At 69.3% G+C, this 25,143-nt stretch carries 20 protein-coding genes and 4 tRNA genes; 16 read left to right on the top strand and 8 right to left on the bottom strand.

Annotated features, from left to right (window positions below):
* Window positions 1-40 precede the first annotated feature (40 nt).
* Both ABZ470_RS23425 and ABZ470_RS23420 read left to right on the top strand, forming a co-directional pair.
* Window positions 41-877, top strand: coding sequence for a helix-turn-helix transcriptional regulator (locus tag ABZ470_RS23425; RefSeq protein WP_362913806.1), 837 nt, complete (start codon window positions 41-43; stop codon window positions 875-877).
* A gap of 69 nt (window positions 878-946) precedes the next feature.
* On the top strand, window positions 947-1,699 hold the full coding sequence (locus tag ABZ470_RS23420; protein ID WP_362913804.1) for a glucose 1-dehydrogenase: 753 nt from the start codon (window positions 947-949) through the stop codon (window positions 1,697-1,699).
* A gap of 15 nt (window positions 1,700-1,714) precedes the next feature.
* On the opposite strand, the gene ABZ470_RS23415 is transcribed toward ABZ470_RS23420, so the two are convergent.
* Entirely contained in the window at window positions 1,715-2,320 is a 606-nt protein-coding gene (locus ABZ470_RS23415) for a DUF1707 domain-containing protein (protein WP_362913802.1), read from the bottom strand.
* 410 nt (window positions 2,321-2,730) lie between these two features.
* Between ABZ470_RS23415 and ABZ470_RS23410 the strand changes: the two genes are divergently transcribed.
* From ABZ470_RS23410 to ABZ470_RS23375, 8 genes are all read left to right on the top strand, one after another.
* On the top strand, window positions 2,731-9,201 hold the full coding sequence (locus ABZ470_RS23410; RefSeq protein WP_362913800.1) for a metallophosphoesterase: 6,471 nt from the start codon (window positions 2,731-2,733) through the stop codon (window positions 9,199-9,201).
* A gap of 249 nt (window positions 9,202-9,450) precedes the next feature.
* Window positions 9,451-9,900 carry an SRPBCC domain-containing protein gene (locus ABZ470_RS23405; RefSeq protein ID WP_362913798.1) on the top strand — a complete coding sequence of 150 codons (450 nt, stop codon included), beginning with the start codon at window positions 9,451-9,453 and terminating at the stop codon, window positions 9,898-9,900.
* On the top strand, window positions 9,897-10,235 hold the full coding sequence (locus tag ABZ470_RS23400; RefSeq protein WP_362913796.1) for a helix-turn-helix domain-containing protein: 339 nt from the start codon (window positions 9,897-9,899) through the stop codon (window positions 10,233-10,235). Before ABZ470_RS23405 ends, ABZ470_RS23400 begins: the two co-directional genes overlap by 4 nt.
* A gap of 198 nt (window positions 10,236-10,433) precedes the next feature.
* The gene (locus ABZ470_RS23395; RefSeq protein WP_362913794.1) at window positions 10,434-11,246 is read left to right on the top strand and encodes an SDR family oxidoreductase; all 813 of its coding nucleotides are present in this window, start codon (window positions 10,434-10,436) and stop codon (window positions 11,244-11,246) included.
* A gap of 409 nt (window positions 11,247-11,655) precedes the next feature.
* Window positions 11,656-12,984, top strand: coding sequence for a histidine kinase (locus tag ABZ470_RS23390; RefSeq protein WP_362913792.1), 1,329 nt, complete (start codon window positions 11,656-11,658; stop codon window positions 12,982-12,984).
* A 31-nt stretch (window positions 12,985-13,015) separates the two neighbouring features.
* Window positions 13,016-13,294 carry a LuxR C-terminal-related transcriptional regulator gene (locus tag ABZ470_RS23385; protein WP_362913790.1) on the top strand — a complete coding sequence of 93 codons (279 nt, stop codon included), beginning with the start codon at window positions 13,016-13,018 and terminating at the stop codon, window positions 13,292-13,294.
* 158 nt (window positions 13,295-13,452) lie between these two features.
* Complete coding sequence (locus ABZ470_RS23380) at window positions 13,453-14,193, top strand: alpha/beta hydrolase (protein WP_362913788.1); 741 nt, start codon at window positions 13,453-13,455, stop codon at window positions 14,191-14,193.
* Window positions 14,186-15,385 (top strand): acyltransferase family protein, encoded by a 1,200-nt coding sequence (locus ABZ470_RS23375; RefSeq protein ID WP_362913786.1) that lies wholly within the window; start codon window positions 14,186-14,188, stop codon window positions 15,383-15,385. The genes ABZ470_RS23380 and ABZ470_RS23375 overlap by 8 nt, the downstream gene beginning before the upstream one ends.
* Window positions 15,386-16,223: 838 nt before the next feature.
* On the opposite strand, the gene ABZ470_RS23370 is transcribed toward ABZ470_RS23375, so the two are convergent.
* The 4 genes from ABZ470_RS23370 to ABZ470_RS23355 all read right to left on the bottom strand — a co-directional run bounded on the left by ABZ470_RS23370 (window position 16,224) and on the right by ABZ470_RS23355 (window position 18,131).
* Window positions 16,224-16,297: transfer RNA gene (locus ABZ470_RS23370), tRNA-Phe, on the bottom strand.
* A gap of 28 nt (window positions 16,298-16,325) precedes the next feature.
* Window positions 16,326-16,400: transfer RNA gene (locus tag ABZ470_RS23365), tRNA-Asp, on the bottom strand.
* A 108-nt stretch (window positions 16,401-16,508) separates the two neighbouring features.
* Window positions 16,509-16,581: transfer RNA gene (locus ABZ470_RS23360), tRNA-Glu, on the bottom strand.
* Window positions 16,582-16,673: 92 nt separating this feature from the next.
* Window positions 16,674-18,131, bottom strand: a complete 1,458-nt coding sequence (locus tag ABZ470_RS23355) for a metallophosphoesterase (protein WP_362913784.1) — start codon at window positions 18,129-18,131, stop codon at window positions 16,674-16,676.
* A gap of 106 nt (window positions 18,132-18,237) precedes the next feature.
* Between ABZ470_RS23355 and ABZ470_RS23350 the strand changes: the two genes are divergently transcribed.
* Window positions 18,238-18,579: a metallopeptidase family protein gene (locus ABZ470_RS23350; protein WP_352015300.1), complete on the top strand. Its 342-nt coding sequence runs from the start codon at window positions 18,238-18,240 to the stop codon at window positions 18,577-18,579.
* A 219-nt stretch (window positions 18,580-18,798) separates the two neighbouring features.
* Entirely contained in the window at window positions 18,799-20,034 is a 1,236-nt protein-coding gene (locus tag ABZ470_RS23345; RefSeq protein WP_352015301.1) for an MFS transporter, read from the top strand.
* Window position 20,035: 1 nt separating this feature from the next.
* On the opposite strand, the gene ABZ470_RS23340 is transcribed toward ABZ470_RS23345, so the two are convergent.
* Window positions 20,036-20,506 (bottom strand): PspC domain-containing protein, encoded by a 471-nt coding sequence (locus ABZ470_RS23340; RefSeq protein WP_352015302.1) that lies wholly within the window; start codon window positions 20,504-20,506, stop codon window positions 20,036-20,038.
* 120 nt (window positions 20,507-20,626) lie between these two features.
* Here ABZ470_RS23340 and ABZ470_RS23335 point away from each other — a divergent pair, with 120 nt between their 5' ends.
* Entirely contained in the window at window positions 20,627-21,784 is a 1,158-nt protein-coding gene (locus tag ABZ470_RS23335) for an acyl-CoA dehydrogenase family protein (protein WP_352015303.1), read from the top strand.
* Here ABZ470_RS23335 and ABZ470_RS23330 read toward each other — a convergent pair.
* Window positions 21,775-22,416 carry a 3'-5' exonuclease gene (locus ABZ470_RS23330; protein WP_352015304.1) on the bottom strand — a complete coding sequence of 214 codons (642 nt, stop codon included), beginning with the start codon at window positions 22,414-22,416 and terminating at the stop codon, window positions 21,775-21,777. The two genes, ABZ470_RS23335 and ABZ470_RS23330, sit on opposite strands and share 10 nt — an antisense overlap.
* 116 nt (window positions 22,417-22,532) lie before the next feature.
* Between ABZ470_RS23330 and ABZ470_RS23325 the strand changes: the two genes are divergently transcribed.
* Window positions 22,533-22,605: transfer RNA gene (locus ABZ470_RS23325), tRNA-Lys, on the top strand.
* A gap of 870 nt (window positions 22,606-23,475) precedes the next feature.
* Here the strand turns inward: ABZ470_RS23325 and ABZ470_RS23320 are convergent.
* A complete protein-coding gene (locus ABZ470_RS23320) occupies window positions 23,476-23,637 on the bottom strand; it encodes a hypothetical protein (RefSeq protein WP_362913781.1) in 162 nt (53 codons plus the stop codon).
* Between the two features lie 273 nt (window positions 23,638-23,910).
* On the opposite strand from ABZ470_RS23320, the gene ABZ470_RS23315 reads away from it, so the two are divergent.
* Together ABZ470_RS23315 and ABZ470_RS23310 are read left to right on the top strand one after the other, a co-directional pair.
* Entirely contained in the window at window positions 23,911-24,534 is a 624-nt protein-coding gene (locus ABZ470_RS23315) for a DUF6000 family protein (RefSeq protein ID WP_362913779.1), read from the top strand.
* A 121-nt stretch (window positions 24,535-24,655) separates the two neighbouring features.
* On the top strand, window positions 24,656-25,105 hold the full coding sequence (locus tag ABZ470_RS23310) for a hypothetical protein (protein WP_362913777.1): 450 nt from the start codon (window positions 24,656-24,658) through the stop codon (window positions 25,103-25,105).
* Window positions 25,106-25,143 lie beyond the last annotated feature (38 nt).

The raw sequence follows: 25,143 nt of genomic DNA, 5'->3' as shown, positions 1-25,143 counted from the left end.
CTGACTAACAATAGTCGATCCCTGTGGCTATCGTGGGGACATGACCATCGAGGCGATCGGCGACTCCACCCGGCGACGCGAACGGCTCCGTGACTTCCTGCGCGCCCGCCGGGCCCGGCTCACCCCCGGCGACGTCGGCATCCCCACGGCCGGACGGCGCCGGACCCCGGGGCTGCGGCGCGAGGAGGTGGCGCTGCTGGCCGGGGTCGGGGTCTCCTGGTACACCTGGCTCGAACAGGGCCGCGACATCACCGTCTCGACCGGCGTGCTCGACGCGATCGCCGGGGCACTGCGCCTGGGCGAACCCGAACGGGCCCACCTCTACTCCCTGGCCGGTCTCAACCCGCCGCCCGCCGGGCGGACGCCCGCGAGCGAGGTCACCCCCGAGCTGCGGCGCCTGCTCGACGGGTGGGAGGGACGGCCCGCGGTGCTGCGCGACAGGAACTGGGACGTGCTGGCGTTCAACGAGACGGCGCGGAGCGTGTTCGGCTTCGCCGAGGGGGCCGCCCACAACTGCCTGGTCACCTTCTTCACCAGCCCCCGCTATCTCGCCATGCGCGAGACGTGGGTCTCGGCCGCCCCCGCCGTCGTGGCCGCCTACCGCGCCGACTGGGCGCGTTTCCCCGGCGATCCCGGGTTCGAGCGGGTGGTCGCCGACCTCGGCGTCGTCAGCCCCGACTTCGCCGAACTGTGGGAACGCCACGAGGTGGGCGTCCCGGCCCAGGCCGTCAACGCCCTGCGCCACCCCCGGGCCGGTGAGCTGTTCTTCGACGCGACGACCCTGACGGTCGCCGACCGCCCCGGCCTGAACCTCGTGCTGTACGACCCCCGCCCCGGCACCGTCGAGCGTCTCGCCGCCCTGACCCGCACGGCCTGAACCTGGTGGTGCCACACCCACGACAGGCGCGCACTGTATGCCCGCGCGCCGTACCGGCACGCTGGACCCATGACACGGTTCTCGGGAAAAGTCGCACTGATCACCGGCGGTACCAGCGGCATGGGCCTGGCCACCGCGCACCGGCTGCTCGCCGAAGGAGCCCGGGTCGTCGTCACAGGCCGTGACAGGGTACGGCTGGACGCCGCCGTGGCGAGCCTCGGCGACCGGGCGTTCGGGGTGGCCGGCGACGCGGCGAACCTCGCCGACCTGGACACACTGGCCTCGACCGTCCACGACCGGTACGGCGGGCTGGACGTGGTGTTCGCCAACGCGGGCGTCGGCGCCTTCCAGCCCTTCGGCGACGTCACCGAGGCCGAGTTCCACCGCGTCGTGGACATCAACCTCAAGGCGGTGTTCTTCACCGTCCAGAAGACGCTTCCCCTGCTGTCCGACGGGGGATCGATCGTGATCAACGCGTCGTTCGCCCTGCACCGTGGAACGCCCGGCACGGCCCTCTACTCGGCGGCCAAGGCCGCGGCGCACAATCTGACCCGGACCCTCGCAGCCGAGCTGGCGCCACGGCGCATCCGGGTCAACTCCGTGAGCCCGGGCACCATCGACACCCCGGCGTTCCGCACCGAGGTCTCCGCCGAGGCCCGGGCCTCCCTCGCGGCCTCCATCGCCGCCGGACGCGTCGGCACCGCCGAGGAGGTCGCCGCCGTGGTCGCCTTCCTCACCTCCGGCGAGGCCTCCTACGTCAACGGCCAGGACATCCTCGTCGACGGCGGCCTCGTCAACTCCACCCCCGTACCGGTGTTGTGAGTCCCGTTCCCGGGCTCAGCGGTCCTTCCTGCGCTTGACCCTGCCGCCCACGCCGCCGAACAGCGCCAGGCCCTTCACCACGACCACCGGCGCCGACGGGTCGATGTCCGGGCCGCCCTGCACGTCGAAGCCGCCGAAGATGCCCACACCCTGGCAGCGCACCTCCACCCCCTCGGGCACGATGATCTCGGCCCCGCCGAAGACGGCGTTGATCGTGATCTCGATCTCCTTCGCCTCGAACTCGGCGTCGGTCATGTCGAACCGCATCCCGCCGAAAAGGGCCAGACCCCTGATGCGCCGCCGTACCCGCCAGCGGCCCTTGCGGTCGGCGCCGCCGAAGATGGCGATGACGTTCTCGGGTTCTGAGTTCGTGCCCGGGACGTAGGACACCGGGCTCGTGGCCGGACGGTGCCGCTCGACCTGCAGATCGCTGGTGAGAACCTCAAGTTCCCCAACCGTCTTGGCCTGGTAGAGCCTGTCCAGGCGTTCGGAGTACTCCTCGTAGGCCAGCTGACCGGTGCTCAGGGCCTCACCGAGCAGGGCGGAGACCTGCTCCCTGTTGCTGTCCGAGGCGCGCAGGTTCGACGTCTGGGGGTCCCTGCGCTGAGGGAAGTTTTCCATGAAAGTCACGATAGTTCTCATTTGTCACGACAGAGAGCGTGTCAAAGGGGCCGAGTCTCCGTACCGGCTCGCACCCCGCCACCCCGAGCCCGGCGGCCGAGGCTTACGGCGCAGGTCACCGGACCGGTCCGGCCTGCCGTTCACGGCACTCGGGAGGCGGTGCGCGTGCGCCGCCGCGGGCCGGTCGGTCATGGCGGTCTCCGCGCGCGGCCGCCGACCGGACGTGACCGGGGCGCCGCCCGTCTGATCACCGAACAAGCCCGTTGGGCGCCTTGTCTGATAGATCCAAAATGTGATCATTGTCGGGATTTGTTGATCGTTCACCTTCACTACACGCACGCGCAGTGAGCCGTTCCACCCGCCGTGATTTCTGTGATCAGCACACTCGAATCACCTGAAACGGCAGAAACATGACGCGCAGCAGCGCACCACGACCCCCTGCCTGGCCCGGTGCGATCACCGCGATCGCACTCACGGCCGGCGCACTCGTCGTCGCGCCGGCCTCCCCGGCCTCGGCGGCCTCGGCGACCGAGAACCGGCCGACCTACCTCGGCAAGTCCCTGTACACCGGTGAGTTCCACGCGCACACCGGGATGAGCGACGGAGCCGAGAACCCGAGCGCGGCGTTCACCTACGTACGCGACAAGACGGACGCGGACTTCTTCGCCCTCACCGAGCATGACGTGATGTGGGACATCCGCAACGGCGACGACTTCATCAAGGACTGGCGGGACGCCGACTCGGACGAGTGGCGCGCCCTGCACGAGCTGGCGGACAAGTTCAACGCGTCCCAGACCGAGCTCACCGTGGCCCCCGCCATCGAGAACACCTGGTACGACGGCACCGGCCACATCAACCTCTTCAACACCAGCTGGCACGCGACGGCCAGGGCCACGGAGAAGGGCACCGTCGACGGGTTCGCCAACGGCTTCGGCGTCGGCGACATGAAGTACGACTACTTCACCTACCTCGCCCGCCTCAAGCAGGACCCGAACGCGATCGGCCAGTTCAACCACCCCTCACCCACGGGCAAGGGCGAGTTCTTCGGCTTCAAGGGCCTGGACAGGACCGCCGACGAACGCATGGAGCTGATCGAGGTCAAGTCCCCGGACCAGGCCAGGGAGTTCCAGAAGGCCCTTGACGCGGGCTGGCACCTGTCCCCGGTCTGGAACGGCGACGAGCACTCCGCCACCTGGGTCACGAGCAACCCGTCGATCACCGGCATCTGGGCCAGGGGCAGGAGCCTGGACGACCTCTACGCGGCGATGCGCGACCGCAGCACGTACTCCACCGGAGACGTCAACGCCGTCCTCGCCTTCGGCGGCAACGGCAAGCTGATGGGCTCGATCCTGCCCGCGGGCACCACCACCCTGGACGCCGAGCTCCAGCTGAGGGACCCCGACGCCAAGGACTCCTTCACCGGCGCGCAGCTGATCACCAACGGCGGGAAGGTCGCCCACGACTTCGGCAGGCTGAGCGGCAACGACCTGACGCTGAAGAAGAAACTGGACGTCAAGGACGGCGACTTCTACTACGTCCGCGCCGACCAGGCCGACGGCAACTTCCTGGTCTCCGCCCCGATCTGGATCGGCGAGACGACGAGCGGCGCGAACTACGCCCCGCAGATCACCGTCGCCGACGTGCCCGCCACCGCCCGGTACGGCCAGGCCGTCACGCTGCCGCAGGTGAGCGCGACCGACGACTCCGGCGGGCAGCCGACCACCGCCCTTGAGGTGTGGGACTCCGCGGGCCAGGTCCCGGTCAAGGACGGCGCCTTCCAGATCCGCTCCTACGACGACACGTTCGTCGTCGTGAAGGCGACCGACGACAAGGGCAACACCAACGCCGAGCTGCGCCGGATCCAGATCGACCAGAGGACGCAGGACCCGGCGGGCGTGTTCCGCTTCACCAACAACGTGGCCGTGGGCGCCGAGCCCGGCACGGCGGGCATCGCCGTCACGACCGACCGGGACATCCAGCGCGTCTACGCGCAGGTCCTGCCGGAGGGCGGCGACGACTGGTCCAGGGCCCAGGTCCTCACCTCGACCGGCGACAGCCCGTACGAGACGTCGACCGTCGGCAACGACGAGCCCAAGTTCCAGCACTCCGTCACGGGCCAGACGCTGCGCTCCCACGAGTTCCGGCTCACCGGCCTGAAGGTCGGCACGTCCTACCGGTACCGCCTCGGCGTCACCAGGAACGGCGCCGCCCCGAAGGCCGCCGACACGGCCGCCTGGACGGACGTCAAGGGCCGGTTCCTCGCGGGCGGGACCGACAGCGAGCCCGTCTACATCCTCGGCGACGTCCAGGTCCCCGACAGCAACGCCGACAGCCTCAAGCTGCCGGGCAAGGTCCTCGACCAGCTGAAGGCCAAGGCTCCCGGCGGCGGCACCGTCATGCAGCTCGGCGACCTCGTCGAGGACGGCGGCCGCACCAGGATGTGGAGCGAGATCAACGACGCGCTCCTGTCCGGCCTCGACACGCAGTACGCGGCCGTCAAGGGCAACCACGAGACCTACGAGGACCCCGACTACAACTCGGTCGCCGTCGAGCCCGCCTCGGTCTTCACCAACATGTTCGCGCTGCCCAAGAACGGCGCCGTGGGCGAGGCCAACTACTCGTTCGACCGCGGGCAGATCCACTTCTCCGTCCTCAGCTCCACCGCCCGTCTCGACGACCAGCTCGCCTGGCTGGTGAAGGACGTCCGGGCCTCGGACAAGAAGTGGAACGTCGCCCTCGGGCACTTCTCCTACTACGGCGGCCGCCACGGGGCCGACGCGGGCATGGACATCGACCGCGAGAAGGTCACGCGCGTCCTCGACCAGCTCGGCGTCGACATGTACATCGGCGCCCACGACCACGTCTACAAGCGCTCGACGATCTACGAGGGCCGGCTGGCCCGGACGCCGGAGGAGACGGCCGAGGGCACCACCTTCGTGACGATGGGCTCCTCCGGCCCCAAGTTCTACGAGAACGCGAAGCACTGGTGGGACGACAAGGTCGACGACGAGGACGTCCAGATGGGCGGTGTCCTGACGGCCACCGACGCGGGCCTGCGACTGACGGCGTACAAGATCGACGGCCGGGTGGTCGACGACTTCACCGTCACCAAGCCGCAGGGCACCTGGAAGGTCTCCTCCGCCGAGATCAGGAACCGTGAGCTGGACGGCGTCGGACTCATCTCCTCCCCGGGCAGCCTCGACAGGCTGACCGTCATGGCCGCGACGTACGACGCCTCGCAGCAGAAGATGATCGACGTGCGCTCGGCCGACGTCACGCTCAACCACACCGGCCGTGAGCAGTACATCAGTTTCGACAAGCCGCTCGCGGTCGCGCCGAGCTCGACCGTCAGGCTGTTCGTCTGGGACTCGCTGAAGTCCGGCAAACCACTGCGGCCCGCCGTGACCCTGCGCGAGGGCCTGGCCGGTGACGGCACCGCCCAGACCCCCTACCTGATCGACTCCGCCGACGACCTGGCGAAGATCGACAACGACCCGGCCGGGCACTACAGGCTCGCCGGCGACCTGAACCTGAGCGGCCTCGGCCGTTCCCAGATCGGCCGCACGATCGCCTTCACCGGCGTGTTCGACGGCGCCGGGCACACCGTCTCCGGCCTGTCCGCGATCCCCGGCCAGGGGCCCGGACTGTTCGCCGACAACCACGGCACGATCGTGAACCTGGTCGTCAACGGCGAGGCGACCACCGACCGCACCCCGGCCGGTCTCGTCGCCGACATCAACCACGGCACGATCGAGCGGGTCCGTGCCGACGGGTCGCTGACCGCCGCGAGCTATGTCGGCGGCATCACCGGTCACCAGTTCGGCATCGTCCGCGACAGCGTCTCGACGGTGAACGTCAAGGCCACGGCCCAGTACGTCGGCGGCGTCGTCGGCGTCGCCATGGGCGGCTCCGTCACCCAGAACGTGCTGGCCACCGGCTCGGTCACCTCGGCCGGGGCGTCGGCGGGCGGCATCGCGGCCTACGGGTACGACGCGACCGAGATCAGCCACTCGGTCGCGCTGAACTCGAACGTCTCCGGCACCAGCTACGCGCACGCCATCCTCGGCCGCGTGCTCGCCGGGCAGACGGCCTCGCTGGAGGACAACCACGTCAGCCGGGCCGTACCGATCAGTGGGCAGACGCTGACCGACCCGCCCGCGGCGGGCAACCAGAGGGGCAACGTCGTCCCCCCCGCCGAGCTCCGCAAGCAGTCCTTCTACGAGGCGCGCGGCTGGGACTTCACCAACGTCTGGCAGTGGAACGAGACCGGCGCGCGGCCGACCCTGAAGGTGGCGCCCGAGACGCTGCAGGCCGGCGAGGCGCCCCAGCTGCCGAAGGACGACAGGGGCTTCCACATCGTCAAGAGCGCCGACGACCTCGCCCAGATCGGTACGCACCTCTCGTATGACTACGTGCTCGGCGCCGACATCGACCTGAGCGGAAAGCCGTTCACCACCCTGCCGGGCGCGTTCACCGGTGAGCTGGACGGCGCGGGCCACACGATCAAGGGCCTGACCTCGACCGGCGGCCTGTTCACGCAGGTGTCCGGAAACGTCCACGACCTCGCGATCGTCGGCGCCAAGGTGACCGGGACCACCGCGCGCGCGGGCATCCTGGCGGGCGCGAGCACCGGCACCGTCGAGCGTGTGTGGGTCTCCGGCTCGGTGACCGGGGCCTCGCGGGTCGGCGGTCTGCTCGGCGACTCCCAGGGTGTCGTCCGTGACGTCTACTCCACGGCGGACGTGCACGCGCTGTCCACCGAGGCGGGCGGGGTCATCGGCGTCGCGCTGGCGGGATCGCTCACCGAGCGGGCCTTCGCCACGGGTGCCGTCCTCGCCGACGGCCGCAACGACGGAGGCGTGGCCGGGTACGGCTACACCGGCACCACGATCAGGAACTCGATCGCGCTCAACCCGACCGTCACCGCGCCGTCCTGGGCGCACCGCTTCCTGGGCCGGGTGCTGGCGAACAACGTCGCCACGCTTGAGGGGAACTGGGCGGTCGAGACCCTCCAGGCCACCACGCAGCAGGAGACCACGATCGGTCCGGCGACGCTCAACGGCGCCACCGCGACCAGGGACGAGGCCCGCAGCCAGGACTTCTGGACCGGCAAGCTCGGCTTCGACCTCACCACGGTCTGGAAGTGGGACGAGGACGGCAGGCGGCCCGTACTGCGCGCCGTACCCGAGGACGTCCCCGCCGTCTCCGAGCCCGAGCCCACGGGCCCGGCTCTGGCGCGGGACACCGACGGCTTCTACCTCGTACGGCAGGCGGCCGACCTGGGTCAGATCACCGCCCACCCGGCGGAGAGGTTCCGGCTCGCCGCGGACCTCGACCTGACCGGCGTCGCCCCGATCACCCCCGCGTTCACCGGCGAACTGGACGGGGCGGGACACACCCTGAGCGGTTACACCTCCTCCGTCGGCGGCCTGTTCGCCTCCGTCACCGGCAAGGTGCACGACCTGACCCTCGCCGGGGCCTCGGTGAACGCCACCACAGGGAACGTGGGCCCGCTGGCCGACCGTCTCGACGGCACCGTTGAGCGGGTCGCCACCAGCGGCTCGATCGTCGGAGCCACCACGGTCGGCGGCATCGTCGGCTACAGCTGCGGCGTGTTGCGCGACTCGTGGTCGGCGACGACCGTCTCGACGACCGGCGGCAAGTACGCGGGCGGACTCGTCGGCATCGCCGGCGGCGCCACCCAGTGCTCCGCGAGCGGCGGCAGTCTCACCGAGCGGAACTACGCCACCGGCGCGGTGACCGTACCGAAGAGCGAGGCCGCGGCCGGCATCAGCGGCTACGCCTACACCGGCACCACCATCCGGAACAACGTCGCGCTCAACCCGACGGTGACCGCGACCGGATGGGCCCACCGGATCGTCGCCCGCACCCTGAACGGGGGCGCGCCGACCGTCGAGCACAACCTCGCCGTCGAGACCCTGGTCGCGTCGGTGCAGAGCATCGGCTCCACCGCGCCGGAGAGCTTCAACGGCACCACCGTCACCGTCGCGCAGGCCGCCGACCCGGCCACCTACGCGTCGATCGGGTGGGACCTGGAGAAGATCTGGCGGTGGGACACCGGCCTCGGCCGACCGGTCCTGCGCGCCGCCCTGACGGCACCCGCCACCGCGCCGGAACCTGCGAGCCCTGCCGCCGAGAACCCCGCCACGGAGGAGACCGCGACGCCTGCCGCGGCGGCTTCGGCGGAGTCCGCGGCCTCGGCGCGGACCGTCGCGTTCACCACCGTGGTCCCAGCGGCGGCGGCCAAGGCCACCGAGACCGACGGCATCCGCCACCAGGCGGTCGTGAACGACAACGGCACCGTCACGGTGACGGTGTCAGCGGGGGCCGCCACGGCGGCCAAGCAGCTGTCGTTCCTCCTGCTGAAGGCCGGCGCCCCCGCGTCGGCTCCGGCCGGAGGCGACATCGCCTATCTCGGGGAGGCCCGCCTCGACGAGCAGGGCAACGCGACGCTGACCGTGCTCCTGAACCAGCCGGACGGGACGACCCTCGCGCTCAACACCTCCGGTGACACGAAGCGTTACCTCGCCCCGCTCCTGTCCCGGGTACCCGAGCCCACGGGGATGAGGGTGCTCCACGACACCGTCACCGCCACGGTCAAGACGCAGGGGAACGCCCCCGCCCAGGTGACGATCACCCTGATCTGCACGGGCAAGGGCAAGTGCCAGGAGGATGTCACCGTCTCCCACGGCGGCCGTCCTGTCGACGACAAGAAGGTCACGCTCCAGCCCGGCAAGACCCGGGACCTGAAGCTCAACCTCCGCGACGAGGCCCGCGCCGCCCTCCGCGCCGGCAAGTCGATCGTCCTGGACGTCCGGATCGGCACGGCCCCGGCGGTCCAGGTGAAGGTCAACCCGTAAGGAGGCCCCGGCCTCTCCGACGACCCGAAAGCCCATGGCGCCCGCAGCCTTCTCGGCTGCGGGCGCCATGGCGCATCAGGGCGACGCCGCTACCGGACCTCCCCGTACGGGCATGGGCCGCGCCCTGACCAGCCGTGCCCATAACGCCCTCTCCGCCGACCCCAGGTCTACACGCAACACAAGGTTGCGCATCACTGATGCGGCCGCTAGGTTAATGCGCAACCGATGGTTGCCTATTGGAGGTCCGTGGTGGAGTTCGGAAAGCTGGAGCGTGAGATCCACATCGACGCGGCGCCGGAGGTCGTGTTCGATGTGGTGAGTCGCCCCGAGCACATCAAGATGTGGTGGTCCGACGACGCGTCGTTCGAGCCCGAGCCAGGTGCCGTCGGGGAACTGGTGTGGGACGTCCCCGGCGTGGTCGAGTCGATCACGGTGGTCGACGTGGACCCGCCCCGCAGGTTCGCGATGCGCTGGGTCGCTCCTGACGGACAGCTACCCGATGCGGGCAACTCCCTTCTGATCACCTTCGAGCTCGAACCCTCCGGCGACGGCACGATTCTGCACCTGACCGAGAGCGGCTGGCGGGAGAAGGGCTGGGAGGCCGCCGTGCTTGAGAAGGCCTTCCACGAACACGAGCACGGCTGGGACACCTTCCTTCCCCTCCTGCGGAGCTACGCCTCTTCCGTGGTGGCGCGATGACCGTCGCCGTCGACGACGAGCTCTGGTCGGCGATCGGCGACCCGATCAGGCGCCGTCTGCTCGACCTGCTGCTCGCGGAAGGCGTCGGTACGCCGACCAGCCTGAGCGATCACCTCCCGATCTCGCGCCAGGCGGTCACCAAGCATCTGAACGTCCTCGATCGCGCGGGCCTCGTGCGCGCGACACCGATGGGCCGCGAGCGACGCTACGAAGTCGACGAGGCACAGCTCGCCCGCGCCGTACGGCAGCTGAACGAGGTCGGCAGAACCTGGGATGTACGGCTGAACCGCATCAAGCGCATCGCGGAACAGATTCAGCGCCAGAAAAACGACTGACCAACAGATCGACGTACCCGTGTGCCGGTGGCGGTGATCTCCGTCCCGGACGCCTGGGCCCACGGCGACGGCACCGATCGACGTGCTCGCATGCCGGTGGCGCGGTGATCTCCGTCCCGGACGCCTGAACCGACGGTGCCGGTGTGCCATCGAGCCCGTGTAACCGTCCGAAGAATCAACCACCTTTGGGGGACAAACATGAGTGGATCGCTGCTCGGCGACAGGAATGCTGTCATCTATGGGGGCGGGGGCGCCATCGGTGGCGCGATCGCCCGGGTGTTCGCCCGGGAAGGCGCGAGGGTGTTCATCGCCGGACGGACACAGGAGAGGCTCGACGCCGTTGCACGTGACATCGCCGCCACGGGCGGAGCGGTCGAGACCGCGCAGGTCGACGTTCTCGACCAACAGGCGGTCGAGAAGCACGCCGACACGGTCGCGGCGACGGCCGGCGGCATCGACATCGCCGTCAACGCCGTGAGTGTCCCGCACGACCAGGGGACCTCGCTGGCGGACCTCTCGCTGGAGGAGTTCATGCGGCCGATCGACGGCTATCTGCGGGCGCTGTTCATCACGAGCAAGGCTGTGGCACGACACATGGGTCGCGAACGGCCCGGCGTCATCCTGACGCTGTCCGAGCCGGGCTCCAAGCTGGCTGTGGGCGGCATCCTGGGGCACGCCGTGAGCGCGGCGGGCAAGGAGGCCTTCTCCCGGGTTCTGGCCGCGGAACTGGCACCCGGCAACATCCGGGTGATCGGCATTCGTCCACACGCCGCCGTCGACGCGCCCGCGGCGGGTTCCCACACCAAGGACCTCTTCGAGCAAGCCGCGACGGCGGCCGGGCAGTCGGTCCAGGAGCTGCTCGAAAGCGGAGCGATGGCGCAGGGAACGCTTCTGAAGAGACTGCCCACGCTCTCCGAGATCGCGGAGACGGCCGCGTTCCTGGCTTCGGACCGAGCCGGAGCCATGACCGGAACGATCGCCAACCTGACCGCCGGCGCACTTGTCGACTGAGACCGCCGCATCCGATCAACCCGACGACTTCGTTCCCCGCACCTCCTGGGCGTTCCGCCCAACGCCCAGGCCGTCGCCGACGCGGGCTTCCCGGTGGTCGTGACCTGCCCCTACGGGCGGTCAGGCGTCCGGATCACCGCCGCCCAACCGTCTTGAACGCCGGCAGCACTCGGTAGGCGCACGCACTTACCCATCTCAGAGCGCAAGCGGCGGTCGAACAGCTCAACGCCCCAGACGTCCGGCATGGGAACTCCTCGACTGGTGCCGACAAGCTTGGTCCGGGGAACCTTGCCCGCCAGGTCGCAACGCTCCGCCGGTTCCAAATGGCGTGATCCGACTCACCGGGGTGAGGCGAAAGATCCCTCCATGGTGTGATCTGGGTGATTGGCGGTCTCCATAGACTGGCCGGATGGCTTCTCCCCCCGCCCAGCGGGCGCGGCTGCGGCCCGTCGCCCGGCTGGGCCGCGCGCTCACCGCAGCCGTGTGGACCGGCAGGGCCGGTCCGTCGCACCCCCGCCCCCGGTGGCTGACCCCCCGCATGCCGGGGTTTCTGAGTCTGCTGCCGTTCCGCACGATCAACCTGGTCCTCGTCGCCGATCTCGTACTGGCCTTCATCCTGTTCCGCTCCGTGCAGGCGCTCATGAGGCACGAGTCGCTGTATATGGCGACGCCTCTGGACGAGGGAGAGATCGCGTTCATCGCCCTGACCTCCTCGCTGCCGCTGGCGCTGCGCGACCACTGGCCGCTGATGGCCTGGCGGCTCGCGGTGGTGCTGATTCCCTGGGGGATCGTCACCCGCGGCCAGGACCTGGAGGCGGCCTTCTCCGCCGACGCCGTGATCATGTACCTGCTGGTGGTCTACGCGGTCGCGGTCCGCTGCGAGCGGCACGTCATCATCGGTGTGTGGATGATCTCGGCTGCCGCCCTGTGGATCCTCGGCATCCAATCCGACCCCAGCCTGCCCGGCGTGACGTTCATCGGCATCGCCATGGTGACCGTCACCGTCCTGTTCGGCTACAACGTCCAGGCCAGGAGGACGGCCGCCGGGCGGCTGGCCGAGGAGGAACGGCGCAGCGAGCAGGCGCTGGCCGGGCAGGCCGTCCTGGAGGAACGGGCCAGGATCGCCCGGGAGCTGCACGACGTGGTGGCGCACCACATGTCGGTGATCGCCATCCAGGCGGAGGCCATACCGCTGCAGGCGCGGGAGGACGCGCGGCTGCTGGAGGAGGGGCTCGGCGAGATCCGCGCGCTCTCGCTGGCCGCCATGACCGAGATGCGCCGCGTGCTGGGCGTGCTACGCGACGGGGACGGGCGTACGGACACCGCGCCGCAGCCGGGCCTGGGCCGCCTGGAGGAGCTCGCCGCCACCGCGCGCTCCGCGGGGCTCTCCGTGGAGCTCAAGCTGGGCGGCGACCTGCTCGACCTGCCCACCGCGGTGAATCTGTCGGCCTACCGGATCGTGCAGGAGTCGCTCAGCAACGCCATGCGGCACGCGCCCGGCTCGGCCGCCACGGTGAGGATCTACCGCTCGGGCGACGAGCTGAACATCCACGTGGCGGACGACGGCGGGGACCGCGCCGCCGCGGAGGCGGCGAAGGCGGGGCGCGAGAAGCACACGGGACACGGCCTGATCGGGATGCGGGAACGGGCCGCCATGCTCGGCGGGAGCGTGTGGGCGGGACCGACGGGAAAAGGCTTCGCGGTCACCGCGATACTTCCGATCGCTGAGGAAACATGACGATCAGGGTGCTCATCACCGAGACCAGGGCATGGTCAGAACCGGCTTCACCGTGTTCCTGGACGCCCGGTCCGACATCGAGGCGGTGAACGGGCGGGAGGCTGTCGAGCGCGTCACCGAACACGAGACCGAGGTGCTCGTCCCCATCGCCAGGGGCCGCTCCAACCAGGAGATCGCCGAGGAGCTCGTACTCTCGGAGCAGACGGTCAAGACCCACATCAGCCGGATCCTGACCAAGCTGAACCTGCGCGACCGGGCCCAGGCGATCGTGTACGCCTGCGAGTCCGGACCGGTCCGCCCCGGCGAGTGAGATCCCCAGGGGACCGTCCCACTCCCCGCTCCCCGGGACGGCGCCGCCTTCCTCCCTCCGGGGGGTGATGTGAAGGTGAGCACCGCGGTGTGACGCGAGTTACCGATCTTGATTCGTAGCGTCCTGTCTCGTTCCCCCGAACCGGACAGGAGGCCTCCGTGCTCCGCTCCTCTCTCGCCGTCGCCACCGCCGCAGCGCTCACCTACCTGGCCGTCCCCTCGCCGCAGGGTGACCGGATCATCCAGGTCTACGGCGATCTCAGTACGGCGGAGCACGTGGCCGTCATCGTCCCCGGCGCCGACACCACGCCCGCCACCTTCGACGGCGGGCGGGCCAAGCCGTACAGCACCCCCGGAGGCGGGGCGCGGGCGGTGCTCGCCCAGGCACGGGAACTGGATCCGGCAGCCCGGCTGGCCGTGGTCGCCTGGCTCGGGTACGACAGCCCGGCGACCGTCAGCCTGGGGTCCGCCACCGGCTGGGCCGCGGAGAAGGGCGCCCCGGCGCTGCGGCGCTACGTGAACGAGACGCTCCGCGGCAAGCGGGTCAGCCTGCTGTGCCACAGCTACGGGTCGGTGGTGTGCGCCAAGGCCGCGCCGGGGATCCGGGCGGACAACCTGGCCGTGTTCGGCAGCCCCGGGCTCGGCGTCTCCTCGGCGGCCGAGCTGGGCGGGGTTCCCCTCTGGGCGGGCAGCGGCACGGAGGACTGGACGCGCGACATCCCCAAGATCAAGATCGGCCCGCTGGGCTTCGGCCGCGATCCCGCCGAGCCAGGCTACGGTTCCCGGGTGTTCGCGGCCGGCGCCGCCGGGCACAGCGACTACCTCGCCCCCGGCGGCGAGTCCCTGCGCAACCTCACCCTGATCGCCCTCGGGCGGACCGCCGAGGTGTCCCATGCGTGACCCGGCCGGGCGCCGTACGGCGGCGCGGGTCGAGGCGATGACGCCGCCGGGGCGGGACCGGGGGGTGGACGCGCTGCGGGCGCTGGCGATCGCCGGGGTGGTGCTGGGGCACTGGCTCGTCACGGCGTGGGTGCCCGGGCCCCGGGGGACGGTCGCCGTCTCCAGCCCGCTCGCGTTCATGCCGGAGCTCGCGCCGCTGTCGTGGGTGCTGCAGACGCTGGCGGTGTTCTTCTTCGTGGGCGGGTACGCCGCGGCACGGAGCCTGCGGACTGCGGGTGATCGGGCGCGGGCGGAGACGGCGGGTCCGGCGCGGACGGCGGGTCCGGTGGGTCCGGTGGGTCCGGCGTGGGCGGTGGGTCCGGCGTGGGTGCGGGCCAGGATGGGGCGGCTGCTGCGGCCGGTGGTCCCGCTCCTGCTGGTCTGGACGGGGATCGCGGCGGGGCTGGCGCTGCACGGCGCGCCGTACGCGACGGTCAGGGCGCTGGCGCTCCCGGCGCTCGGGCCGATCTGGTTCCTGGCGGTCTTCGCGGCGCTCACCGCCGCCACTCCCCTGCTGCTGAGGCTGCGGCCGGGCGTCACCGCCGTCTCGGCGGCCGCGGTGGTGCTCGTGGTGGACGCGGTCAGGTTCGGCCTGGGCGGGCCGGCCTGGCTGGGGTGGGTGAACCTCGCGGCCGGGTGGCTGGTGCCGTACATGCTGGGGGTGGGCTGGGCGGGCGGCGGGCTCGCCTCCCGGCGGACGGCGGTGGCGCTGCTGACCGGAGGGGCGGCCGGGGCGGCGGTCCTGGTGGCCGGGTTCGGCTATCCCGCGAGCATGGTGGGCGTGCCGGGGGCGAGGGTCTCGAACCTCAGCCCGCCCACGCTCGCCGCCGTCGCCTTCGGGCTCGCCCAGGTGGGGCTGGCGCTGCTGGCGCACGGGCCGCTGGGGCGGCTGATGCGCAGGCCCCGGCTCTGGGCCGCGGTGGCGCTGCTCAACCTGTCCGCTATGACGATCTTCCTCTGGCACCTGACGGTGGCTGCCGTGACCGCCCTGGCCGCACTCCGCTTCGGCGCCGTCCCGGGACTGCTCACCCCGCCCGCCCACCTCTCCTGGCTGCTGGAGCGCCTGGGCTGGCTACCGGTGTTCGGAGGGCTGCTCGCCCTGGCGGGGGCAGCGGCGAAGCGGTTAAATGCCAGAGTGTCGCGATCAGCTTGACGCGGTCTTCGCATGTTTGTGACGCTGTGCCACGAAAGGCCCCTGCGGCTGGAGTCGCCCCAGTTCGGTAGACGCATCAGGGCTTGCACAGCCGTCTTGATGGACGTTCTTGAGGACCTGTCGACGCTCGTATACCGAGCATGCCTCCATTTGATCCGATCGCGGAGAACGCGAACGTGGTCGAACCTCTGGCTTTCCAGGTGCCCCGCGACCCACTGGGCAGCACGATCGTCGGGATCGAGTTCCCGTAAGTGGAATCGGAGGCTCTTGACGGCCTTCCGCTCGCGGGCCTCGCGCCTCTTGGGCAGAAAATCGCCCGGCAGGTTGTGACACACGTCAGCGATCACGCGCATGTGTTCCGGGGGCCTCAGCGCCGTATCGGTCCTCCCATCGGCCAACGCGCGCTCCGCCAGGTGGCTGACGGCACGAATCTCCACGAACCCCTTGGCCATCAAGCCCCTGACGGCCTCCTGCGCCGAACCACGTTCCAATCCGGCGGGCCGGTCACGCGCTGTCCGTGTGTCTTCCGAAAACGTGTGGCAGACACAGTGGCCTTCACGCTCCTCAACGCAGCGCGGGTGACCGCAACCGTGGTCATGCCGGTGATCACGGGACCACACATGGAAGTCCCGCGCGGTGTCAACGGCGCGAACCGTCCGAAGCGCCCTGGGCAACGTCGTGCCCTGGCCCGAGCCTTTCGCCTCTGACCAGGGAAATAACCACACGCACGTCAGCGTGCCACGGACGATCCTGAAACGGAGGGCGGCGACTTACTGCCGCCGAGATCAAAAAAGCCCCGAACGAAATCGTTCGGGGCTTCCCTACTGCTCAGCTGCTGTGGTCAGGGGCAGGGTCGAACTGCCGACCTTCCGCTTTTCAGGCGGACGCTCGTACCAACTGAGCTACCTGACCTCGGTGGTGGATCGAACACCTACCAGAGCGGTCCTGACGGGACTTGAACCCGCGACCTCCACCTTGACAGGGTGGCGAGCACTCCAAACTGCTCTACAGGACCTTGCTTTTGTCGGAAGTTTTCGCTTCCGTCTTTCTTGCCTTGCTTAGCTTACCAGTTCTTCGGAGGTCTTCGACCTGCCGTTTCCCCGGTGAGCTTTCGCTCAGCAGGTGCCCCCAACGGGATTCGAACCCGTGTCGCCGCCTTGAAAGGGCGGTGTCCTAGGCCACTAGACGATGGGGGCTCGGAACTGGCGTCCCGCTCCGTTGCCGTCTTCCGCTGGAGACCTCTGAAGCATAGGGGACTTTTGACCCCGATGCCAAAGCGGCGTTCCGGCTAAGGCGGCGTGGCGCCGACGGTCGCCCCCGTTGGAGACGGGGAAACAGTCGGCCCAGGAGAAATTGTACGGCCAGGGGCGCTCTCGACGTGACGCTCGATCTGGACGGATTGCTCTCCCAGCCCTCCCAGGGTGATGTCGTCCCAGGCCCGCAGGCGGTGTGACTTGCGATCGAAGTACAGCACCGAGGCCGCGACGGGGGTCGGTTCGTCGTGTTCCAGGGCCCGTAGACCCGCCCCGCCCGTGGAACCCTGGACGAGCAGCCGGGTACCGGAGGGCAGCAGTTCGGTCGATCTCTCGTGGGAGTGTCCCGCGAGAATCATGGGCGTCCGGCCGGAGAACTGCCTGGCGATCGTCGGGTCGTGCACGGCGACGAGGTCGACGGGCTTGCTCTCCAGGGCGAGCCTGGCGGCGTGCTCACGCCCGGTGGCCGCAAGCGCCTCCAGGTCCGAGTCGACGGAAACGGACTTGTCCGGGGTGAACCGGGGGTCGCCGAGCCCGTAGATGCGCAGCCCGGCCACGGTCTTGACCTTGTCGTCGAGGACGACGGCACCCTTCTGCTTCGCGACCGCCTTCTGGGTCGAACCGGAGTCGTGGTTACCCCTGACGAACACGTACGGCAGGCCGAGCCGGCCGATCTCCTCGGCGAACTTGTCCTCGGGGCCCGTCCCGTGGTCGGTCAGGTCACCGGTGTCCACGACCGCGTCGATCTTGAACTGCTCGGCGAGCGAGCGGATGACGTTCCAGGCGATCGGGTTGAGGTGGATGTCCGAGACGTGGAGGATCCTGATCGAGGCGGGGTCGGAGTCGTACAGCGGCAGGGCCGAGACCGTGTCGTAGAGCTGGGAGACGTTGTTGACCAGCTTGGCGAGCTGGGTCCGGTACGACTCGAACCGCGTCACGATCGACTCGGCGTCACCGACCAGCGAGGGCGCCCCGGCAAGCAGGCCGGTGTACTTCGGCTCGACCACCGCCCTCGGGTGGAAGGTCAGCGCGACGGCCGCGCCCGTACCCGCGATGGCGACCGTGGCGCTCAGCAGGCCCGCCAGCGCGGGGCCCGGCCTGCGGAAGACGATCAGCGAGCCGAGCAGGCCGCCCGCGAGGCCGCACACCAGAGCCCTGACAACCAGGGTTCTGACCCCCTCACGTAGCTCCTTCTCCATCATGCTGGGCAGGTGGGAGGACATCCGCGGGTTGTCCAGGATCATGGCGACCCTGCTGGTGTTGATGTTCTCCAGGGTGACGCGCAGGCCGACCGGCGCGTCATGGGTGTCGAACAGCAGCGTGCCGAACGGATGCGCGTCGAGGACGGTCTCCCCCGTCCAGGACGGCTCCGCCGTCATACCGAGTTCCACGGGGCCGACATTGGCGCGTACGGGGCCACCGAGCATGATGCCGAGCCAGGCCGAGGCGATGGACACCGCGACGACCGCCACGCCGCGCGTGACGCGCCCCACGGCGAGGCTGCGAAGCCCTCCCTGGGCCCGCTTTGTGAGGCTTCTGAGCTTGCTGAGATCCATCCGCTCCGCCCTCTACCCGGAAACCGGGGGCACAATGGCGGGTGTGATCGAAGTCTCGCGAGAAAGGTTCGAGGAACTCGTGGCCGAGGCTCTGGACACGATTCCTCCCGAACTGACGAGAGTGATGAACAACGTGGTCGTGGTGGTTGTGGACGATCCGCCCGAACCCGATCTTCTTGGGCTGTACACCGGGATTCCACTCACCGAACGCGGGGACTGGTACGCAGGAGTACTACCCGACCGCATTGAGATCTACCGTAACTCCATACTTTCTATATGTAAGTCCGAAAGTGACGTGGTGAACGAGGTCCGCATCACCGTGCTCCATGAGGTGGGCCATCACTTCGGTATCGACGACGACAGGCTGCACGACCTCGGCTGGTGATCGAAACGACACAACCTCCCATGCAGGGAAATATCATGATATTTCGCCACGCTGTGCATGGGCTTCGTCGCTTTCGGTTGCGCAACGGCGCTTCAACGGGCACCGTAGGTTACATACTGACCACCCACAGTCAATGTGCTTGCAGCCCAGCGGAGTCATATGGCGGCCACCCGGCCCGGTCGGCTACCCGGGCGGCACCGCCGCCCCACCGAAGCCCAAGTGACATATGGCGAGATAATCGCCATCGGAGAGTTTCGCGCGCTCTGGATGGCCCAGGGGCTTTCCCTCCTGGGTGACCAGCTCTCCCGAGTCGCGTTGTCCGTGCTGGTCTTCCAGCGCACGGAGTCGCCTCTGGCGACGGCTTCGGTCTATGCCCTGACCTACCTTCCCCCGATCATCGGCGGGCCGCTGCTCTCGGCACTCGCCGACCGGCACGCCCGGCGACACATCATGATCGTATGCGACCTGCTCAGAGCACTCCTGGTCGCGCTCATGGCGATCCCCGGCACACCGTTCGCGGCGCTGTGCGCCCTGGTCTTCTGCGTGGTGCTGCTCAGCGCCCCGTTCTCCGCCGCCAGGGCCGCGCTGTTACCCGAGATCCTTGAGGGCGACCGCTACGTCGTGGGTTCCGCCCTGCAGAACATGACCAACCAGGGGGCCCAGATGCTGGGCTTCGCCCTCGGCGGCGCCCTGATCATGGGTATGGGACCGTACCGGGCGCTGGCTCTGGACGCGGCGACCTATCTGGCCTCGGCGTTGATCCTGGTCTCCGGCATACGGCGCCGCCCCGCGCCCGTCCGCGACGACACGGCCTCGCCCTCGATGTGGACCATGACCCGTGCGGGCACCAGACTCGTCTTCGGCGACGGACGACTGCGTACGCTCGTCATGTTCGCCTGGTTGTGTGGCTTCTACGTGCTTCCTGAGGGGATCGCCACCCCCTACGCCGCGACGCTGACCGACGATCCGGAACGGATCTCCTTCGTCGCGGGCCTGCTGATGGCCGCGATGCCCACCGGGACGGTCGTCGGCGCCTTCCTCTTCGGCCGATACGTCACCCCGTCGAGCCGGCTGCGTCTGATGGGCTGGCTGGCGATGCTGACCTGTGCGCCACTGATCGCCTGTGCCGTACGGCCGCCGCTGGTCGTGGTGCTGGTCCTGTGGTTCCTGTCGGGGGTCGGCGGGGCCTACCAGCTCGCGGCGAACGCCGCGTTCGTGCAGTGTGTCCCCGCCGAACGGCGGGCTCTGGCCTTCGGGCTCGTGCACTCGGGCCTGCTCGCGTCACAGGGCGTCGGCATCCTGGTGGGCGGCGCCGCCGCCGACAGACTCGGCCCTGAGGTCGTGGTGGCACTGGCCGGCGCGGCCGGTCTCCTTCTGGCGGCCGCGCTGGCCGTGCTCTGGGTCCGATCCCGCCAGGAGATCATCGAGATGGCTCGCACGGAGACGTCCGCCTGACTCACGCCTGAGGGGCGGGGCCGCCGTTGTCTCGCTGGGCCGTACCGGGGGTGGGGTAGGGGGCGACCGGGTCCTGGTGGGTGGGGTACTGCGGGGCCTGCTGGTAGGGGGCCTGCTGGTGCGGAGCCTGGTAGGAGCCGTTGTGACCGGCGTTCCTGCTCCAGTTCTCGGCCTTCGCCCACCCCTGCTCGGCCTTGGCCTTGGCGTCCAGCCACACCGGGTTGTCCTTGTTCTTGGCGACCAGGTCCTGCAGGATCGAGGAGTCCTTGCCCTCCTCGGGCAGCAGCAGCCAGCCGACCGCGTAGATCCCGACGCCGAGACCACCGAAGAAGGAGGCGACGGCCAGGGCCGCGCGGATGATGTTGGGGTCGACTCCGACGTAGTGTCCGAGCCCGGAGGCCACACCCGCGATGACGCGCCCGTTCCTGGTCCTGCGGAGCTTCTTGACGCTTGAGAACTCGTTTTCGTTCATGTCTTCAGAATGCCCCTGAAGGGACATCGCTCACATCGGGATTCCCCCTGGGAGGACCCTGACATCCTTCCTGAGACGCCATCAATACCCTGACAGGGGCCGACGAGAGAGGAACACCTCATGGACGATCTCCTGCGCGTCGACGACGCATTCTCCGAGGAACAGCGGCTCATCCGTGACACCACCGGTGAGTTCGTCGCGGACAAGGTGCTCCCCCACGTGGGCGAGTGGTTCGAGGAGGCGGTCTTCCCCGCCCGCGAACTGGCACCCCTCCTCGGCTCGCTCGGCCTGCTCGGCATGCACCTGGACGGGTACGGCTGCGCGGGCCTGGACGCCGTCTCCTACGGCGTCGCCTGCCGGGAGCTTGAGGCGGGAGACTCGGGGCTGCGCTCGTTCGTCTCCGTGCAGGGCTCGCTGGCCATGTTCCCCATCTGGAAGTACGGCTCCGCGGAGCAGAAGGAGGAGTGGCTGCCCAGGATGGCCTCCGGCGAGGCGATCGGCTGCTTCGGCCTCACCGAGCCCGACCACGGCTCCGACCCCGCCGGGATGCGCACCCATGCCAAGCAGGACCCTTCGGGCGACTGGGTCCTCAACGGCTCCAAGATGTGGATCACCAACGGCTCCGTCGCCGACGTCGCGGTGGTCTGGGCCCAGACGGAGGACGGCGTCCGCGGCTTCGTCGTCCCCACCGGCACTCCCGGGTTCTCCGCCCCTGAGATCCACAGGAAGATGTCCCTGAGGGCCTCGGTGACCTCCTCCCTGTATCTCGACGACGTCCGTCTTCCCGCGTCAGCCGTACTGCCCGGGGTGCGGGGGTTGAAGGGGCCGCTTTCGTGCCTGTCGGAGGCGCGTTTCGGCATCCTGTGGGGCGTCGTGGGGGCGGCTCGCGCCTGTCTGGAGGCCGCCGTCGACTACTCGAAGACCCGTGTCCAGTTCGGCAAGCCCATCGGGGCCTTCCAGATGACCCAGGAGAAGCTCGCCTGGATGTACGTCGGTCTCGGCCAGGCTCAGCTCACCGCGCTCCACCTGGGCCGACTGAAGGACGCGGGCACCCTCACCCCCCGGCAGGTCAGCTTCGGCAAGCTCGCCAACGTCCGCGCCGCGCTGGACATCGCCCGTCAGGCGCGCTCGATCCTGGGCGGCAACGGCATCACGCTGGAGTATCCCGTGATCAGGCACATGAACAACCTGGAGAGCGTGCTGACCTACGAGGGCACCCAGGAGATCCACACCCTCGTCCTGGGCGAGGCCCTGACCGGGATTCCCGCCTACCGCTGACCTTGGAGTCGTCGGCCGAGTGCGGGGCGTTGCGGCCTGCCGCTGGGGCGCCAGAGGGGAGTCCGTGCGGCCCTGGCCAGTTTCTCCTGCCAGGAGACGCCCTGGCGCATGTAGAAGCGGAGCAGTTCGGCGGTGGCCCTGGCGTCGGCCAGCGCGGCGTGTGCGCCGGAGAGCGGTATGCCCGCCCGTTCACAGCAGGCGGCCAGGGTCCACTTCCCCTCGGAGAGGAAGTCCGGGGCGAGCTTCTGCGTGCACAGGGTCTCGGTCAGCCAGTGACTTTCCGGCAGAACCCGGAGGAACCGGAGGTCGAAGGAGGTGTTGTGAGCCACCAGGACACGCCCGGCGACCCGCTGCCAGACGTCGTCGAGCACCTCCTCGATCACCGGCGCCCGCGCGACCATCGCCTCGGTGATCCCGTGCACGTGCACGGCCCCGGTCGTCCTGCGTGGGTTGACCAGCGAGTGCCACTCGTCGAGGACCTCGCCCTCGGTGCTCAGGGAGACGAGGGCGATCTCACAGATCTGGTCGCCCTTCGCCGGGGAAAACCCCGTGGTCTCCACGTCGACCACGACATACCCTTGCCGGGAGGACACGCGGACCCCTCCGGCGGACTCAAGCCCCGAGCTCGTCATGAGTGCCACTGTATGATCCATCTACCCCCGTCCACACACGGTTCGTCCAACCACCGCCCCTTCCGGGCCTGGCAACGGACGTTGGTGGACACTATCCTCGGTACGCTGTCTCAAGCGGGGCGTTAGCTCAATGGTTAGAGCTGCGGACTTTTAATCCGTAGGTTCTGGGTTCGAGTCCCAGGCGCCCTACTCTTCAACCCCTTGCCCAGCAGGGGGTTCTTCTTTTTCCCGGCCCCGTGGAATCCGTAGGGGCGATCGCACGCCTGGGGGAGACCACGGGTGTCGGACGCCTCCCCACGATGACCTTCCGCGGCACCAGGGCGGCGGACGGTGCCGTGCGCCACGCCGTGTTCCTGCCGACTTTCGGTCGTGGCCGTGTACCAGAAGTACAGTTCAGAGCCGATCTGGCTGATTCTCGCGGTGTCCGCTCCTTTGGTCGCTCCTGCTGCGGTCGCGGCCACAGTGGGGTTCGTGCGGGAGAGACGGGAAAGGCGACGGCGCCCCGAACGGGCAGCGGAGGATCCCGGTGAGGTTTTGCGGCGTCGCGTCGAGGCCGTCAACGCGACGTTCACCGTTGTCCGCTTCTGGCCAGGGAGCGGGACCGCTCTCCCGGGTTACCTTCGAGGCGCTCCCCGAACGGTCTCGCCAGCCTCCTCCGTGGAAGGGCACCCCCATGTCCTTGATCAAGCGCCTCGCTGTCACTGCTGCCGCCGTGGTTCTCGCTTCCCCGTTGGCGGCGATCCCGGCCGCCGCCTCCGCCAGCTCCAATTTCGTTTGCGCTCAGGGGAGGTGGGAGAGCGGGGAGCCGCTTTTCCACTTCTTGTGGCTGATCGGAGAGGACTGTACGGGGACCGCGGACCCGGCGCCCGGCCCCAACGTGATCACTGTCACCTCCTGGAACGCGACCTATAGCTGCGCGAAATTGAGCACACTTGACGGGAAGCGCGTGTTCGCCGACGCAAAGAAATGCGTCCAGGTGTAGCGGCTGCGTGACTTCATGACGGCGCCCCCGCCCAGGAGGACAGGGGCGCCGTGGCGTGCCGGGTGCCGGGCTCATCGTCAGCGGGAGCGGGAGCGCAGACCCTGGCGGTGGCCGGTCACGGTTCCGGCGTGGTGGCCCAGCCGGTAGGCGATGAGCGGCACCGGTTCGGCCACGACCGCACACAGCCGGGCGTCGTCGTCTTCGATGCTGTCCCACACCTGTCGGACGGCGATCAGCATGCCTCCGCTCTGGAGGACTCGATGCGGGCCGGGAGGACGACCGTGTAGCCCTCTCCAACAGCGTGGCGAGGGGTGCGCATGCCAACCTGGTTTCCGTACTCGATGCAGAGCCGACCCGCGCCGAAGGGGAGTCGATCGCGAGGACGCCAGCCATCGAAAAAGAGGCACCCCGTTGGCGCTCCCGGAGCGAGTTCCGCCGGCCGGCTCCCGTCACCGGCCACGAGGACTCCCGAGTGATCATCGGGCTCTTGCCTCGCACGCCAGGATGTGTCCATGACTGATCCGACAGACGACCTGACGGTCGAGGTCATTGAGCGCTACGCGGTCGCCGCGCCGGAGCATGAGACCGCCCGTTACCTTGATCTTCTGCATGGCAACTTCGTCGACCTGGCCGACCAGGAGCGAACCAGGTTCCTCCGCTCGTTGGGCCACGACGCTCGGCAGATCACCGACGCCGACCTTGAACGCATGCTTCGACGGGGAGAGTTCTCCGGTTGGCGGGAGCGGCTCGCCGCGGCGTGGCTCATCGGCCTCGACCGGCGTACCCGGTTCCGTGAAATCCTGGCCGACCTCCTCCTGGAGAGCGACCTCGTCTACGCCGGTCAGGGGTACAGCTTCGCCATCACCCGATTCGGGCAACCGGAGGACGCCGGCGTTCTCACCGCCTACCTGGAGAGGTACCTGCCGCAGCGCGACTGCCATTACGACCAGGACTGGGTCCTCGGCGGCCTCCTCCACCTCGACGAGACGCTGGGCACGGACCACGCCCCGGGATTCCTCACTCCCGACGGCCTCTGGAGCGGCTCCTCGTTCTCACGCCAGGACCCGGCCGACTGCCACCGCCGGATCGCCGGACTTCTCCGTTTCGCCGACCAGGCGATGGAAGCCGGCGCCTGAGACCGCCACGGCCCGACTCGGTCAGACCCTGGCGCACTGTTGTGTCCATGCGCTTCGCGCCGAGCGTCAAGACCGACGGGGAATCCATGTCCCTCATCCGTGATGACAGACCCAGGCCATCATGTGGACCGACAAAGCCCTGGACTACGGCATGGAACCGGGCGACCGGCGCGTCATCTCCTGTGTCCTCATGTGCAAAAGCGCCATCGCCGGCAAGTTCGGCGACCACGGTCCCGGCCTGACCAATGCCAAGGCCGCCCGATGGCTCTGTTCCCCACCAGGGAGGGCTCGCAACAACCGCATGCTCTCTATGCTGCGGTACAGCGCAGCGATCAGAGGAGGGCCGGGGATGTCCGAGCGAAGCACCTGGACCATGCACCACTTCTCCCAGGCCAACCCGGAGGGGCCAGAGCAAGGAGATGTGCCCGCGCTCCTTCGTAGGGTCGCAGATTCCATCGAGGAACTGGGCGATGTCGAAGTCCACGACGTGATCATGCACAACGAGATCACCGAGGACGGCGACTGGCCAAGCCTCACCGTGTACTTCAACTACCGGACCGATAGTGCCTGACCTGGAGTTCGGCTCTGATGGAATCCACCGGCCACCTC

This window comes from Streptosporangium sp. NPDC020072 (assembly GCF_040631445.1).
Lineage (GTDB): Bacteria > Actinomycetota > Actinomycetes > Streptosporangiales > Streptosporangiaceae > Streptosporangium.
This window is presented reverse-complemented; position numbering and strand designations above follow the sequence as displayed.

Bases quoted from the DNA above. Each gene is read 5' to 3' on its own strand.
- ABZ470_RS23425 (WP_362913806.1), top strand. From the start codon at position 41: ATGACCATCGAGGCGATCGGCGACTCCACCCGGCGACGCGAACGGCTC.
- ABZ470_RS23420 (WP_362913804.1), top strand. From the start codon at position 947: ATGACACGGTTCTCGGGAAAAGTCGCACTGATCACCGGCGGTACCAGC.
- ABZ470_RS23415 (WP_362913802.1), bottom strand. From the start codon at position 2,320: ATGGAAAACTTCCCTCAGCGCAGGGACCCCCAGACGTCGAACCTGCGC.
- ABZ470_RS23410 (WP_362913800.1), top strand. From the start codon at position 2,731: ATGACGCGCAGCAGCGCACCACGACCCCCTGCCTGGCCCGGTGCGATC.
- ABZ470_RS23400 (WP_362913796.1), top strand. From the start codon at position 9,897: ATGACCGTCGCCGTCGACGACGAGCTCTGGTCGGCGATCGGCGACCCG.
- ABZ470_RS23395 (WP_362913794.1), top strand. From the start codon at position 10,434: ATGAGTGGATCGCTGCTCGGCGACAGGAATGCTGTCATCTATGGGGGC.
- ABZ470_RS23390 (WP_362913792.1), top strand. From the start codon at position 11,656: ATGGCTTCTCCCCCCGCCCAGCGGGCGCGGCTGCGGCCCGTCGCCCGG.
- ABZ470_RS23385 (WP_362913790.1), top strand. From the start codon at position 13,016: ATGGTCAGAACCGGCTTCACCGTGTTCCTGGACGCCCGGTCCGACATC.
- ABZ470_RS23375 (WP_362913786.1), top strand. From the start codon at position 14,186: ATGCGTGACCCGGCCGGGCGCCGTACGGCGGCGCGGGTCGAGGCGATG.
- ABZ470_RS23340 (WP_352015302.1), bottom strand. From the start codon at position 20,506: ATGAACGAAAACGAGTTCTCAAGCGTCAAGAAGCTCCGCAGGACCAGG.
- ABZ470_RS23335 (WP_352015303.1), top strand. From the start codon at position 20,627: ATGGACGATCTCCTGCGCGTCGACGACGCATTCTCCGAGGAACAGCGG.
- ABZ470_RS23330 (WP_352015304.1), bottom strand. From the start codon at position 22,416: ATGACGAGCTCGGGGCTTGAGTCCGCCGGAGGGGTCCGCGTGTCCTCC.
- ABZ470_RS23320 (WP_362913781.1), bottom strand. From the start codon at position 23,637: ATGCTGATCGCCGTCCGACAGGTGTGGGACAGCATCGAAGACGACGAC.
- ABZ470_RS23315 (WP_362913779.1), top strand. From the start codon at position 23,911: ATGACTGATCCGACAGACGACCTGACGGTCGAGGTCATTGAGCGCTAC.
- ABZ470_RS23310 (WP_362913777.1), top strand. From the start codon at position 24,656: ATGTGGACCGACAAAGCCCTGGACTACGGCATGGAACCGGGCGACCGG.